Below are 13,680 nucleotides of genomic sequence, written 5' to 3'. Positions count from 1 at the left end.
CAGTACTACCGCTTCGACGAGCCGCGGCGCTGGATCAACTCGGGCGGTCTCGGTACGATGGGCGTCGGCCTGCCTTACGCGATGGGTATCAAGCTCGCCAAGCCGGAGGCCGAGGTCTTCTGCATCACCGGCGAAGGCTCGATCCAGATGTGCATCCAGGAACTGGCCACCTGCAAGCAATATCACTTGACGCCGAAAATCATCTTGCTCAACAACCGCTTCCTCGGCATGGTGCGCCAGTGGCAGCAGATCGATTACGGCTCGCGCTATTCCGAGTCCTATATGGATTCGCTGCCCGACTTCGAGAAACTGGCCGAGGCCTACGGCCACGTCGGCATGAAGATCGAAAAGCCGGGCGACGTCGACGGCGCGCTGCGCGAAGCGTTCGCCATGAAGGACCGCCTGGTGTTCATGAACTTCATCACCGACCAGTCGGAAAACGTGTGGCCGATGGTCAAGGCCGGCAAGGGTCTGTCCGAAATGCTGCTCGGCTCGGAGGATCTGTGATGCGACACATTATTTCTGTCTTGCTGGAAAACGAAGCCGGCGCCCTGTCGCGCGTGGTCGGCCTGTTCTCGGCCCGCGGCTACAACATCGAAACGCTGACCGTGGCGCCGACGGAAGACGCGACGCTGTCGCGCATGACCATCGTCACCAGCGGCTCGGACGACATCATCGAGCAGATCACCAAGCACTTGAACCGCCTGATCGAGGTGGTCAAGGTGGTCGACCTGACCGAGGGCCAGCACATCGAGCGCGAACTGATGCTCATTAAGGTGCGCGCCGTCGGCAAGGAGCGCGAGGAGATGAAGCGCACCGCCGACATCTTCCGCGGCCGCATCATCGACGTCACCGAAAAGACCTACACCATCGAACTGACCGGCGCCAAGACCAAGCTCGACGCCTTCATCGATTCGATCGACCGCGCGTCGATACTGGAAACGGTCAGGACCGGCGGCTCAGGCATAGGACGCGGCGAACGCATCCTCAAAGTGTAAACGCGCGAGTTTTCAGCCTCCCGCGACATCCCGAATATCACATCAAAATACATAGGAATTATCATGAAAGTTTTCTACGACAAAGACGCCGACCTCTCCCTCATCAAGGGCAAAAACGTCGCCATCATCGGCTACGGTTCGCAAGGCCACGCGCACGCGCAAAACCTCAGCGACTCCGGCGTCAACGTCACGGTCGGCCTGCGCAAGGGCGGCGCCTCGTGGACCAAGGTTGAACAGGCCGGCCTGAAAGTGGCCGAAGTGAACGACGCCGTCAAGGCCGCCGACGTCATCATGATCTTGCTGCCGGACGAGAACATCGCCCAGGTCTACCACGAGAACGTCGCCCCGCACGCCAAGCAGGGCGCCGTGCTGGCCTTCGCCCACGGCTTCAACGTCCACTACGGCCAGGTCGTGCCGCGCGCCGACCTCGACGTCATCATGATCGCGCCGAAAGCGCCGGGCCACACCGTGCGCGCCACCTACACCCAGGGCGGCGGCGTGCCGCACCTGATCGCCGTCTACCAGGACAAGTCCGGCATCGCGCGCGACATCGCGCTGTCGTACGCGTCGGCCAACGGCGGCGGCCGCGCCGGCATCATCGAAACCAACTTCCGCGAAGAAACCGAGACCGACCTGTTCGGCGAGCAGGCCGTACTGTGCGGCGGCGCCGTCGAACTCATCAAGGCCGGTTTCGAAACCCTGACCGAGGCCGGCTACGCGCCGGAGATGGCTTACTTCGAGTGCCTGCACGAACTGAAGCTGATCGTCGACCTGATCTATGAAGGCGGCATCGCCAACATGAATTATTCGATCTCCAACAACGCCGAATACGGCGAGTACGTGACCGGCCCGAAAATCGTCACCTCGGCCACCAAGGACGCGATGCGCCAGTGCCTGAAGGACATCCAGACCGGCGAGTATGCCAAGTCCTTCATCCTGGAAAACAAGGCCGGCGCGCCGACGCTGATCTCGCGCCGCCGCTTGACGTCCGAGCATCAGATCGAAGAAGTCGGCGCCAAGCTGCGTTCGATGATGCCGTGGATCGCCAAGAACAAGATGGTCGACCAGTCGAAGAACTAAGGCTGCAAGCAAGCCGGGAGTTGAAAGCGGACGGTTACAAACGCTCACCATGTCGCGCCGGTGGCGTTTGTGAATTCGGGTAAAGTTGTTCTTACCACCAGTGCTACTGGTTACGCGAAAAAAATGGGGCTGCGTGCCCCATTTGCATTTCAACTAAGGAGAACGTTTATGACCCGTATGAAAAACCTCGCCACCGCCGTCGCCACCGTCGCGCTGCTTGCGCAAGCCTCGCATGCCGCGCCGATGGATGCGCTGCCGACCGCCGGCGCGCTGGTCGTCGTGCCCGCGTTCGGCGAAGTCCGGCACGCCAACGACCAGGCCGTCGCCACGCTGGCCATCGAGGAGCAGGACAAGGACAAGAGCGCCGCCGCCTCGCGCGTCAATCAAAAGATGAAGCAGGGCATAGACATCGTCAAGAAGCAAGATCCGCAAGCGAATTTGAAGACCCAGGGTTATTACACCTATCCCGTCTATCCGGACGACGTACCCTTGCCGCCGGGCGCCAAGCCCAAGCCACGCGTGCCGGCCGCGTGGCGCGTCGGCCAGACCCTGCAAGTGACGACCAGCAATTTGACCGGCCTGCCGAAAACGGTGGCCGCCGCGCAAAGCCTGTTGACGCTCAACAGCCTGCAATTCGGCCTGACGCCGGAAACCACCAAACAGCTGGACGATGAGCGCATCCACGCCACCTATCAAAACCTCAACGAGCGCATCGCCTCCATCGCCAGCGCCATGGGCCGCAGGGTCGGCGACGCCGTGATCGACACCATCGACTTCGAGGGCTCCGGCAATTTCGCCCAGCGCGACGGCGCGCCCGCGCCGATGGCGATGCGTTCCTATATGGCCAAGGCCGCGCCCGACGTTTCCGAGCCGAGCTTCGAGCCGGGCGAGACCACGCTGCAAATGAATTTGGTCGGCAAGGTAAGGTTTAAATAAGATGCGCTAGCGGGCGCGGCACGGCGCCGGGGCCGGGGCGGGCCGACTTCCTCCACCGTCGCCGTCCCTTTTTTGTTGTCTCCTCCTCTATAATGATGGCGCAACATGGTCAGCGTCACCCCAGTCCGTCGCATATAGAAATGGAATCTTATGGCAAACTTCCCCCGTCGTCGCACCAAGAACGGCGTTAATCCAGCCGGCAAGGCCGCGAAGAAATCGCGCTTCAGCCGCTTCACGCGCCAGCCGGTCATGGCCGGGGACGGCGACAAGCCGCGCCGCCGCGGGATTTTCCTGTTGCCCAACGCCTTCACGACGGCGGCGCTGTTCTGCGGTTTCTACGCCATCGTCATGGCCATGAACCAGAAATTCGAGCACGCGGCCTGGGCCATCTTCATCGCCATGATCCTCGACGGCCTCGACGGCCGCATCGCGCGCCTGACCAATACCCAGTCCGAATTCGGCGCCCAGTACGACAGCCTGTCGGACATGGTCTCCTTCGGCGCCGCGCCGGCGCTGGTGATGTACGAGTGGTCGCTGCGCGGGCTCGGCAAGCTGGGCTGGATCGCCGCCTTCGTCTACTGCGCCGGCGGCGCGCTGCGCCTGGCCCGCTTCAACACCAATATCGAAGTGGTCGACAAACGCTTCTTCCAGGGCCTGCCCAGCCCGGCGGCGGCGGCCCTGGTGGCCGGCTTCATCCTGCTGATGGTCGACCAGGAAGTGTCGGGCATGCAGCTGCAATGGATTTCCTGGGGCATCGCGCTGTTCGCCGGCCTGACCATGGTCACCAACGTGCCCTTCTACAGTTTCAAGGACGTCAATTTCCGCAAGTCGGTGCCCTTCATCGCCGTGTTCCTGATCGCGCTGGCGCTGGCGCTGGTGTCCATCGACCCGCCGAAAGTGCTGTTCCCCATCTTTATCGCCTACGGCCTGTCCGGCTATATCGTGTTTTTCTGGCGCATGGCCAAGGGCAAACCCGTCAGCATCATCCAGACCGGCCACGAACCGGTCGACCCGAGTGAGCGCCGCTGAGGTAGCGGCGGTCGGTCCTGAGACATCTTGTAACGCTATGGAGCCATCATGAGTAACTCGTCCAACCGCCTGATTATCTTCGACACCACGCTGCGCGACGGCGAGCAATCGCCCGGCGCCTCGATGACCAAGGATGAAAAAGTCCGCATCGCCAAGCAGCTTGAACGGCTGCGCGTGGACGTCATCGAAGCCGGATTCGCCGCCGCCTCGCAGGGCGATTTCGAATCGATCAAGGCCATCGCCACGACGGTGCGCGAATCGATCATCTGTTCGCTGTCGCGCGCCAACGACCGCGACATCGCCCGCGCCGCCGAAGCGCTGGCGCCGGCCGAGCGCAAGCGCATCCACACCTTCATCGCCACCTCGCCGCTGCACATGGAAATGAAGTTGCGCATGCTGCCCGAGCAGGTGCTCACGCAGGCCAAGAACGCGGTGCGCTACGCGCGCCAGTTCACCGACGACATCGAATTCAGTCCCGAGGACGGCAGCCGCTCGGAAGAGGACTTCCTGTGCCGGGTGCTCGAAGGCGTCATCGCCGAGGGCGCCACCACCATCAATTTCCCCGACACGGTGGGCTACGCGGTGCCCGAGATTTTCGGCGAAACCATACGCCGCCTGCGCGAACGCATCCCCAATTCCGACAAGGCGGTCTGGTCGGTCCACTGCCATAACGACCTCGGCCTGGCCGTCGCCAATTCCCTGGCCGGCGTCATGATAGGCGGCGCCCGCCAGATCGAATGCACCATCAACGGCCTCGGCGAACGGGCCGGCAACACGGCGCTGGAAGAAGTGGTGATGGCGCTGCGCACGCGCGCCGGCTACTACAACCTGGAAGTGGGCATCGACACCACGCAGATCGTGGCGGCGTCGAAAATGGTGTCGCAGATCACCGGCTTCGCCGTGCAGCCGAACAAGGCCGTCGTCGGCGCCAACGCCTTCGCGCACGCGTCCGGCATCCACCAGGACGGCATGCTCAAGGCGCGCGAAACCTACGAGATCATGCGCGCCGAAGACGTCGGCTGGGCCGCCACCAAGATCGTGCTGGGCAAGCTGTCGGGCCGCAACGCCTTCAAGCAGCGCCTGCTGGAGCTGGGCATCGAGCTCGAATCGGAAGCGGACATCAACGCCGCCTTCGGCCGCTTCAAGGAACTGGCCGACCGCAAGTCCGAGATTTTCGACGAGGACATCATGGCCCTGGTGTCGGACGAGCAGCAGTCGCAGGAAGGCGAATATTACCGCTTCGTGTCGCTGTCGCAGCGCTCCGAGACGGGCGAGACGCCGATGGCCAGCGTGGTGTTTTCGGTCGACGGGCAGGAGCACCGCTGCGACGGCAAGGGCGACGGCCCGGTCGACGCCACCGTCAACGCCATCGAAGGGCAGGTGCTCAGCGGCGCCGAGCTGGTGCTGTTCTCCGTCAACGCCATCAGCACCGGCACCCAGTCGCAGGGCGAGGTGACGATGCGCTTGTCGAAGGAGGGACGCATCGTCAACGGCGTCGGCGCCGACCCGGACATCATCGTCGCCTCGGCCAAGGCCTACCTGTCGGCGCTCAACAAGCTGCACTCGAAGATCGAGCGCGTCAACCCGCAGCACGCCGAGGCGCGCAAGCCGCAGTAGGGGAGAGCGGCCGGTGGCGGTTCAAGGAAACACCGCCACCCGGCCGCGCACCGCTGAAAAATGATCGATATCACCAGCTTTTTCATCTTGCTCACTTTAAAAACAGGGCGCCACGCCATCAATTGTCGCCATCGTTGATTACAGCGGCCGCTTTTTCCGATATACTTCCGCGTCTGGTCTTTTTTAGACCGGCGTTTATTAATCGAAGTTCACGGTGAGCAGGGTTCAGACTCCGCCCACCGCATGTGAAAGGTAAGTATCATGACCGTAGAAAACATCAACAAAACCGCCATCATCGCGGACAACGCCCGTGGTCAAAACGACACCGGCTCCCCGGAAGTTCAAGTTGCGCTGCTGACCGCCCGCATCAACGAACTGAATGGCCACTTCAAAGCCCACAGCAAGGATCACCATTCCCGCCGTGGTCTGATCATGATGGTCAACCGTCGTAAGAGCCTGTTGTCCTACCTCAAGGCCAAAGATGCTACCCGTTATCGCGATCTGATCGCTAAACTCGGTCTGCGTAAGTAATTTTTTTGCGCCACCCGGTTTAAACAGAAATGCCTGCGCCAGTTCGCTGACGCGGGCATTTTGTCATTTGGCGATCGTAAAAATTGCCAATTGGCATGGCCTCTTGGCCCGCGACATCGTCTTGCCGTATCACGCAGCAACAGCGGAAAAGTAGTAAAGGCGGGGACTTGTTCCAGAGACGCCGCCTGTGGTGAGGTGAACGACAGCCCCTGAAAATCTGTCGGCAAATAGAAAGGGATTACCCATGTTTAATAAAGTTACGAAAACCTTCCAGTACGGTCAACATCAAGTGACACTGGAAACCGGTGAAATCGCCCGTCAAGCCTCCGGCGCCGTGCTGGTCTCGATCGAAGATACCGTCGTGCTGGCAACGGTCGTGGCGCGCAAAGACGCCAAGCCGGGCCAGGACTTCTTCCCGCTGACCGTCGATTACGTTGAAAAAACCTATGCTGCCGGTAAAATCCCGGGCGGTTTCTTCAAGCGCGAAGGCCGTCCTTCGGAAAAAGAAACGCTGACCTCGCGTCTGATCGACCGTCCTATCCGTCCGCTGTTCCCGGAAGGCTACCTGAACGAAGTCCAGATCATCATCCACGTTCTGTCGGTCAACCCTGAGATCGATCCGGACATCGCCGCCATGATCGGCGCCTCCGCCGCCCTGTGCATTTCCGGCGTGCCGTTCAACGGCCCGATCGGCGCCGCCCGCGTCGGCTACGCCAACGGCCAGTACATCTTGAACCCGACCGTTCAACAGCTGAAAACCTCGGAAATGGACCTGGTTGTCGCCGGTACCGAAACGGCCGTGCTGATGGTCGAATCCGAAGCCAAGCAACTGTCCGAAGAAATCATGCTCGGCGCCGTCGTCTTCGGCCACGACCAGATGAAGGTTGTCATCGACGCCATCCACGACCTGGTGCGCGACGGCGGCAAGCCGGAAGTGGTCTGGACCCCGCCGGCGAAAAACGAAGCCCTGATCGGCCGCGTGTCGCATTTCGCCGCCAGCAAGATCAACGAAGCCTACCAGACCAAGGACAAGCAGGAGCGCACCGCCAAGCTCAAGGCCGCCACCAGCGAAGTGCTGGCCGACCTGGGCGCTGAAGCGGCCGCCGCCGGCGCCGCGCCTGTCGATTCCGCCGAAGTGAACAACATCCTGTTCGACATCGAAGCGAAAATCGTCCGCACCCAGATCCTCGACGGCGAGCCACGCATCGACGGCCGCGACACCCGCACCGTGCGTCCGATCTCGATCCGCACCTCGGTCCTGCCACGCACCCACGGTTCGGCCCTGTTCACGCGCGGCGAAACCCAGGCGCTGGTCGTGGCCACGCTGGGCACCTCCCGCGACAGCCAGAAGATCGACGCGCTGATGGGCGAGTTCACCGACTCCTTCATGCTGCACTACAACATGCCACCGTTCGCCACCGGCGAAACCGGCCGCGTCGGCACGCCCAAGCGCCGCGAAATCGGCCACGGCCGTCTGGCCAAGCGCGCGCTGATCGCCGCCCTGCCATCGCCGGAAGAGTTCAGCTACTCCGTGCGTCTGGTGTCGGAAATCACCGAATCGAACGGTTCCTCGTCGATGGCCTCCGTCTGCGGCGGCTGCCTGGCGCTGATGGACGCCGGCGTGCCGATGAAGGAACACGTCGCCGGTATCGCCATGGGCCTGATCAAGGAAGGCGGCAAGTTCGCCGTGCTGTCGGACATCCTGGGCGATGAAGATCACCTGGGCGACATGGACTTCAAGGTCGCCGGTACCCGCAACGGTATCACCGCGCTGCAGATGGACATCAAGATCATGGGCATCACCAAGGAAATCATGCAAGTGGCGCTGGCGCAAGCCAAAGAAGGCCGCGAGCACATCCTGGGCGAAATGCAGAAGGCCATGCCGCACGTGAAGACCGAGCTGTCGGACTTCGCACCGCGCCTGATCACTATCAAGATCAATCCGGAAAAAATCCGTGACGTGATCGGCAAGGGCGGCGCCGTCATCCGCGCGCGGACCGAAGAGACCGGCACCCAGATCGACATCAGCGACGAAGGCGTGGTCACCATCGCCTCCGTCGACGCCGCCGCCGGCCAGGAAGCCAAGCGCCGCATCGAAGAGCTGACCGCGTCGGTCGAAGTGGGCAAGACCTACGACGGCACCGTGTTGAAGCTGCTGGACTTCGGCGCCATCGTCCAAGTCATGCCGGGCAAGGACGGCCTGCTGCACATCTCGCAGATCGCCAACGAGCGCGTCAACGCCGTCGCCGACTACTTGAAAGAAGGCCAGCAAGTGCGCGTCAAGGTTCTGGAAACCGACGACCGCGGCCGCCTGAAGCTGTCGATGAAAGCCGCCGCCGAAGACGGCGCCGCCGCTCAGTAACAGCCTCGTCGGCTTAGGCTGACCGAAACCGCCAGCGCGCGAGCCTGGCGGTTTTTTTGCGTCCCGATGCGAGCGGCATGGGTTTTTGCTCCCGATCCTGCCAACGCCGGCGTGCCTTTGCAGCGCCGCGTCGTGGCGCGGCGCCTGTCCGGGAAGAGCGCCGATTGCAATCTCGATCATTTGTATTAGACTGCAACGATACCTATTCCTGTCCGTGGGAGGCATCATGCCGAAGTATGTTATCGAGCGCGTCATACCGGGAGCCGGAGCCTTATCTCCTGCCGAGTTACAATCGATCTCACAAAAATCGTGCAATGTATTGCATGAATTGGGGCCCAGTGTTCAATGGATCCACAGTTATGTGACCGATGACAAGGTCTATTGTGTCTATCAAGCCCCGGACGAGGCATCCGTACGCCGCCATGCGGAACTGGGTGGCTTCCCCGCCAACAGCATCGCGCGCGTGCGCACCATCATCGATCCGAGCACCGCCGAAGCGGCCTGATATCGGGCAGATGATGCCGCGGTGTTTGCCGCCAGCCTGTCAGCCGTTCATGAGACGGCGGGCCGCTCGCCGCTGAGTTTGAAATGCTCGACCAGTCCCTCCAGATGGGCGGCCTGATCGCTCATCGCGCTGGCCGCGGCGGCCGCTTGTTCGACCAGGACCGCGTTCTGCTGGGTCACCCTGTCCATTTCCGTAATGGCCAGGTTGATCTGTTCCAGGCCCGCGCTCTGCTCGGCGTTGGCCGCGTCGATTTCACCGACGATATCGGCCACCTGGCGCACGCTGCCGACCACGCTTTCCATCGTGCTGCCCGCCTGGTCCACCAGGCGCGAGCCCTGCTCGACGTCGGCCACCGAACTGTCGATCAACTGCTTGATTTCGCGCGCGGCGGCGGCCGACCATTGCGCCAGATTGCGGGAATAAGTCGCTATCTAATTGAGCTCGTCGACAACGAGATGGTGTGTTTCGTTGAAAACCCAGGTGGTTTCAAAATCGACTTCGAATAAGTGGCCATCTGGGTCCTTGAAATAGCCTGCAATTCCCCAGTGCGTGCGAGTGGCTGGTTTGACGATAACGCCGCCAGCCTCAACCGCTTTGGCTAAAATTCGTGGTACTTCATCAGCACTTTGGGCCAAATGGATTAGTGCTATGCCCGAAAAACCTGTATTTTTCAAAATCGGCTCCAGCGCATCCTTTGCAAGGTCGATACGGTTAATCAGGCAGAGTGCATACCTAGCTCTTGCAAAATTATTGGCACGGCTTTTTCTGCCTCCGCCTCGGCGATGTGTTGGTCCGAGAATGTAAGGTCAGCCGACACGCGCCGCTTTGGATAGATGTTAGTCATATGCATCGGGTTGCTGGAGGGGGCGAATATTGAAACATACGCTCCCCACTGCCCGGTGCCCTCCAGCAATTCGCCCGTGAACTCAATCTCATAGCTATCAATGTTTTTGGTAGGCATAGTCATACTCCAAGTCAGGAGGGGGGGCTTGGGCCGGAAGCCACCGAAAGATAGTCAGGATAACATCTTGCTCATGTGAAAAATACGTGAATTGTCACAATTGAACTGGCGGCGTCCGGTAGGGAGCGATCGAGACTCATGCTTCCGCCGTTTCATTCTAATAGCGCGTATCCGAATATAACCACACAAGTCGGCATCATTTGCCAACTATAAAAACACAAAACCGCCAGCGCGTGGGCGGGGCGGTCTCGTGATGACAGCGATAAGTTGTCGGCTGTGCCGCCCGGCGCTCTCTCGTGCTTAGCGGCCTTGTTCGACGTCGTGAATGGCGTGCTTGGTCGCTTCCATCGCGCGGTCGACATGTTCCATCGAGCGGTGCTTGAGGCCGCGCGCTTCCGGATTGTCTTCTTCGATAGCCAGATCGTCGTGGGCTTTCTTCAGCAATTCCAGCGCGTGGTGCAGGCGGCCCGGTTGGCCGATGCGCGCGTCTTCATGGGGATGGTCGCGCAGGTTCTTTTCGTCTTCGCGGGCGGCTTTTTTGACTTCGTCGAGGGCGTGGTCGATTTCGGTAATCGCCACGTCTTCCTGTGAGCTGACGGCGGCGTCGCCGGCGCGATGTTCCAGGTTCCAGCGCGCGTCCCGCAGGTCGGTCAAGGCGTGCAGGTAGCCGGGATGTTGGCCGGGTAGGTCGGCGTGGGCGGCGAAGGGCAGGGCGAGGGCGATCGCCAGCGAACCGGCGGCGAGTTGAAATTTCATGGTTTCTCCTTGTTGTGGTCGTATGCGTGGGCTGCGAACAGATTTCCGGCCCGCATCTCCTTAACGAAATGCACGGAATGTCGTGGACTGCGCCGCACGCTCATTTGTAAGTAGGTGTTTCATGGCGCGCAATCATTGGAGCACATAGTGCGGGAGGGGAACATTACCTCTTGGTAATGTGATAAGGCGGAAGGTGTATGTCGGTTAATCATGCGCGGTGAGTGCCGCAGCGATGTGTCGCCGGCGACGATCGGCGGGGATCGTCGCGGCGCTAGTGGCGCAGTCTGGCCGCGCAGATGGCGCAATTCATCAGCGAACTGTGCAAGTAACTTCGCAAGGAACTTCGGCACCGCAACTGGCACGGCAATCCAGGCGAAGTTCCGGCTGCGTCAGCGGCGCGTCAGCGCGAGTGGCGCGGCGCGTCCGCCGCCGCCTTCGTTGAGGTGGAAGATGCTGACGAGCTGTTCCAGCGCCGACGCCTCGTCCTGCATGCTTTGCGATGACGCCGCCGCCTGCTGCACCAGCGTGGCGTTTTGCTGCGTCACGGTATCCATCTGCGTGATGGCTTGATTGACTTGTTCGATGCCGACGCTTTGTTCGCGCCCGGCGGTGGTGATTTCGCTCATGATGTCGGTCACGCGGCGCACGCTGGCGACCACTTCCTCGATGGTCGCGCCGGCCTCGCCGACGAGCTTGCTACCTATACCGACCTGTGTCACGGAGTCGCCGATCAGCTCCTTGATTTCCCTGGCCGCCGCCGCCGAGCGCTGCGCCAGGTTGCGCACTTCCGAGGCCACGACGGCGAAGCCGCGTCCCTGTTCGCCGGCCCGCGCCGCTTCGACGGCGGCGTTCAGCGCCAGAATATTGGTCTGGAAGGCGATGCCGTCGATCACGCCGATGATGTCGGCGATCTTGCGCGAGGAGGCGTTGATCGAGCCCATGGTGTCGACCACCTGGGCCACGACGTCGCCGCCTTTTTGCGCGATGGCCGAGGCCGACACGGCCAGCTCATTGGCCTGGCGCACGCTGTCGGCGTTGTTCTTGACGGCCGACGTCAGCTGCTCCATCGAGGCCGCCGTTTCTTCCAGCGTGCTGGCCTGTTGTTCGGTGCGCGACGACAGGTCGAGGTTGCCGGCGGCGATCTGATACGAGGCGCTGGCGATCACGGTGGTGGCGCCGCGCACCTGGCCGACGATGCCGGCCAGGCTGTCGCGCATGGTCTTCATGGCGAACAGCAGGCTGCTGCGGTCGCCGGGCTGGGTGCGCACTTCGACCGACAGCTGGCCGGCCGCGATCTTGCCGGCGATTTCGACCGCGTACTCGGGTTCGCCGCCCAGGCGCCGCACCAGCCAGCGCGTGATGAGCACGGCGCCCAGCGCGCCGAGCACGACGCTGCCGACCAGCAGCGCCACGATCCAGCCGCGCGACGAGGTGTAGAGCGCGTCGCCGTCGCGCGCCGCTTCGATGCCGCCGTCGCCATACAGCTGGACCAGCTTGTCGACCTGGCCGCGCAGCGCCACGATCAGCTTGTTCGATTCGCCCCGTATCAGCTTGGTGGCCCCGGCGTCGTCGTTGGCGCGGGCGGCGGTGCGGATCTTGGCGTCCTCCTGCATATAGCGTTCCCACAGCGCGAGGAAGTTGGCGTACATCGCTTTTTCTTCCGGCGTTTGCAGCAGCTTGACGTAATCGTCCTGCATCTTGCCCAGGTCGGCCAGATCGTTGGCGATCACCTTGTCGTACTTGTCCATCTCGACCGGGTCGTTGGAAATGATGTATTGCAGTTCGCGCGTGCGGACCCGGGCGATCTGCGACTTGATGTCCTCGATCACCCGCATGCTGGGCATCCAGTGTTCCGACAGCAGCTTGGAAGTGTGGTTGACCTGCGCCAGCTTGACGATGGAAAACACGCCGACGCAGACGGTCAGCACCAGCACCGCCGCGAAGGCCAGGCCCAGTTTGGTGGCCAGCCGCAACTCGTTGATCCAGTTCATAGCAAGTCCTTAATGCGGCGTGTGTGTGGCCGCAAGAATGTGGTTGATGGCTGAGTGGGGGCGGCGAGGTGGCGACATACATGATAGTCATGCCGGGCCGTTGAAGCGGGTGCGGACCGCGTTTTTTTCGCGACAGGCCACTGTCTCTCAAGTCCAAGGGAATAGCAATGCTCGTCGGTCACATGGGGATTTTTCGCAACAGCCTGGGTGCAAACTGTGGCGGCGCGGCGGTATTTTTTATGTGTCCAATTAATTCCGCACGGCAATCCGCCTAATATATAGGCAGCTCGGGGCGGGTTCCTGGCGGCGCCTGTCGCGTTCGAGGGCCGCCGCCGTCTGTCAAAACGATCCGATCCGCCAGCTTGTCACCCTAACATCCGCCATCTCGAAGGAGTCCCATGTTTTCTTCCATTAGCTACCACGGCAAGGTCGCGACCGTCGATGCCGACCTCCGCTGGGGCGGCGAATTGCCGGCGATCTTTGACATCATCGGCCGCTATTTCGCCGATTTCAACGACAACGGTTTCTACGCCCATCCGGACGAGCAGGCGCTGCGCCAGGAGTTGCGCGACGTGCCCACGCTGCACCGGCTGGCGCGCGCACTGCGCGCGATCGACGCCAACGGCATCGCGCTGGCCGGCCTCGGCCTGCAAGGCTTGCCGGAGGCGCAGCGCAACGCCGCGCTGTACGCGGTCACGCTGATGCTCGGCTATCCCACCTCGACCGACCAGCGCACCGGCCGCGTCGCCTGGGACGTCAAGGCGCGGCCCGCCGAAGCCGGCGCCGACGGCCGCTTCACGACTTTTTCCGAACGCGTCGGCAGCGCCGACATGCACACCGATTCCTCCTTCTACCCGATGCCGGAGGAGCAGTTCATCCTCTACGTGGTCAGCGCCGCGCGCTGCGCCGGCGGC

General features: G+C 62.1%; 15 protein-coding genes. 10 read left to right on the top strand and 5 right to left on the bottom strand.

Annotated elements, in window-relative coordinates; translation table 11 throughout:
- From Q0S71_RS10590 to Q0S71_RS10550, 9 genes are all read left to right on the top strand, one after another.
- The coding region (locus Q0S71_RS10590; RefSeq protein WP_295994708.1) for a thiamine pyrophosphate-dependent enzyme at positions 1-507 on the top strand (507 nt) is incomplete at its 5' end.
- Complete coding sequence (gene ilvN, locus Q0S71_RS10585) at positions 507-998, top strand: acetolactate synthase small subunit (RefSeq protein ID WP_295994704.1); 492 nt, start codon at positions 507-509, stop codon at positions 996-998. The genes Q0S71_RS10590 and ilvN, both read left to right, overlap by 1 nt.
- Positions 999-1,061: 63 nt before the next feature.
- On the top strand, positions 1,062-2,078 hold the full coding sequence (gene ilvC, locus Q0S71_RS10580) for a ketol-acid reductoisomerase (RefSeq protein WP_295994699.1): 1,017 nt from the start codon (positions 1,062-1,064) through the stop codon (positions 2,076-2,078).
- Between the two features lie 168 nt (positions 2,079-2,246).
- On the top strand, positions 2,247-3,014 hold the full coding sequence (locus tag Q0S71_RS10575) for an SIMPL domain-containing protein (protein WP_295994696.1): 768 nt from the start codon (positions 2,247-2,249) through the stop codon (positions 3,012-3,014).
- Positions 3,015-3,164: 150 nt separating this feature from the next.
- The gene (gene pssA / locus Q0S71_RS10570) at positions 3,165-4,043 is read left to right on the top strand and encodes a CDP-diacylglycerol--serine O-phosphatidyltransferase (RefSeq protein WP_295994694.1); all 879 of its coding nucleotides are present in this window, start codon (positions 3,165-3,167) and stop codon (positions 4,041-4,043) included.
- 48 nt (positions 4,044-4,091) lie between these two features.
- Positions 4,092-5,660, top strand: coding sequence for a 2-isopropylmalate synthase (locus tag Q0S71_RS10565; protein ID WP_295994690.1), 1,569 nt, complete (start codon positions 4,092-4,094; stop codon positions 5,658-5,660).
- 261 nt (positions 5,661-5,921) lie between these two features.
- A complete protein-coding gene (gene rpsO / locus Q0S71_RS10560; protein ID WP_273668685.1) occupies positions 5,922-6,191 on the top strand; it encodes a 30S ribosomal protein S15 in 270 nt (89 codons plus the stop codon).
- A 244-nt stretch (positions 6,192-6,435) separates the two neighbouring features.
- Positions 6,436-8,553 (top strand): polyribonucleotide nucleotidyltransferase, encoded by a 2,118-nt coding sequence (gene pnp / locus Q0S71_RS10555; protein WP_295994681.1) that lies wholly within the window; start codon positions 6,436-6,438, stop codon positions 8,551-8,553.
- Between the two features lie 226 nt (positions 8,554-8,779).
- Entirely contained in the window at positions 8,780-9,058 is a 279-nt protein-coding gene (locus tag Q0S71_RS10550) for a DUF4242 domain-containing protein (protein ID WP_295994678.1), read from the top strand.
- A 47-nt stretch (positions 9,059-9,105) separates the two neighbouring features.
- Here the strand turns inward: Q0S71_RS10550 and Q0S71_RS10545 are convergent, their stop codons facing one another.
- The 5 genes from Q0S71_RS10545 to Q0S71_RS10525 all read right to left on the bottom strand — a co-directional run bounded on the left by Q0S71_RS10545 (position 9,106) and on the right by Q0S71_RS10525 (position 12,766).
- Entirely contained in the window at positions 9,106-9,489 is a 384-nt protein-coding gene (locus Q0S71_RS10545; RefSeq protein ID WP_367185289.1) for a methyl-accepting chemotaxis protein, read from the bottom strand.
- Positions 9,490-9,732: a VOC family protein gene (locus Q0S71_RS10540; protein ID WP_295994675.1), complete on the bottom strand. Its 243-nt coding sequence runs from the start codon at positions 9,730-9,732 to the stop codon at positions 9,490-9,492.
- Positions 9,733-9,773: 41 nt separating this feature from the next.
- Positions 9,774-10,019 (bottom strand): hypothetical protein, encoded by a 246-nt coding sequence (locus tag Q0S71_RS10535; protein WP_295994672.1) that lies wholly within the window; start codon positions 10,017-10,019, stop codon positions 9,774-9,776.
- 300 nt (positions 10,020-10,319) lie between these two features.
- On the bottom strand, positions 10,320-10,775 hold the full coding sequence (locus tag Q0S71_RS10530; RefSeq protein ID WP_295994669.1) for a hypothetical protein: 456 nt from the start codon (positions 10,773-10,775) through the stop codon (positions 10,320-10,322).
- A 389-nt stretch (positions 10,776-11,164) separates the two neighbouring features.
- Positions 11,165-12,766, bottom strand: a complete 1,602-nt coding sequence (locus Q0S71_RS10525) for a methyl-accepting chemotaxis protein (protein WP_295994666.1) — start codon at positions 12,764-12,766, stop codon at positions 11,165-11,167.
- Positions 12,767-13,164: 398 nt separating this feature from the next.
- On the opposite strand from Q0S71_RS10525, the gene Q0S71_RS10520 reads away from it, so the two are divergent.
- Positions 13,165-13,680 (top strand): hypothetical protein (locus Q0S71_RS10520; RefSeq protein ID WP_295994664.1); only part of this gene is annotated, 516 nt, incomplete at its 3' end.

Origin of the sequence: Rugamonas sp. (assembly GCF_025354735.1) — a bacterium.
Taxonomy (GTDB): Bacteria; Pseudomonadota; Gammaproteobacteria; order Burkholderiales; family Burkholderiaceae_D; genus Rugamonas.
Note: the sequence above shows the minus strand (reverse complement) of the source record. Positions and strands in the feature narration are given on the sequence as shown.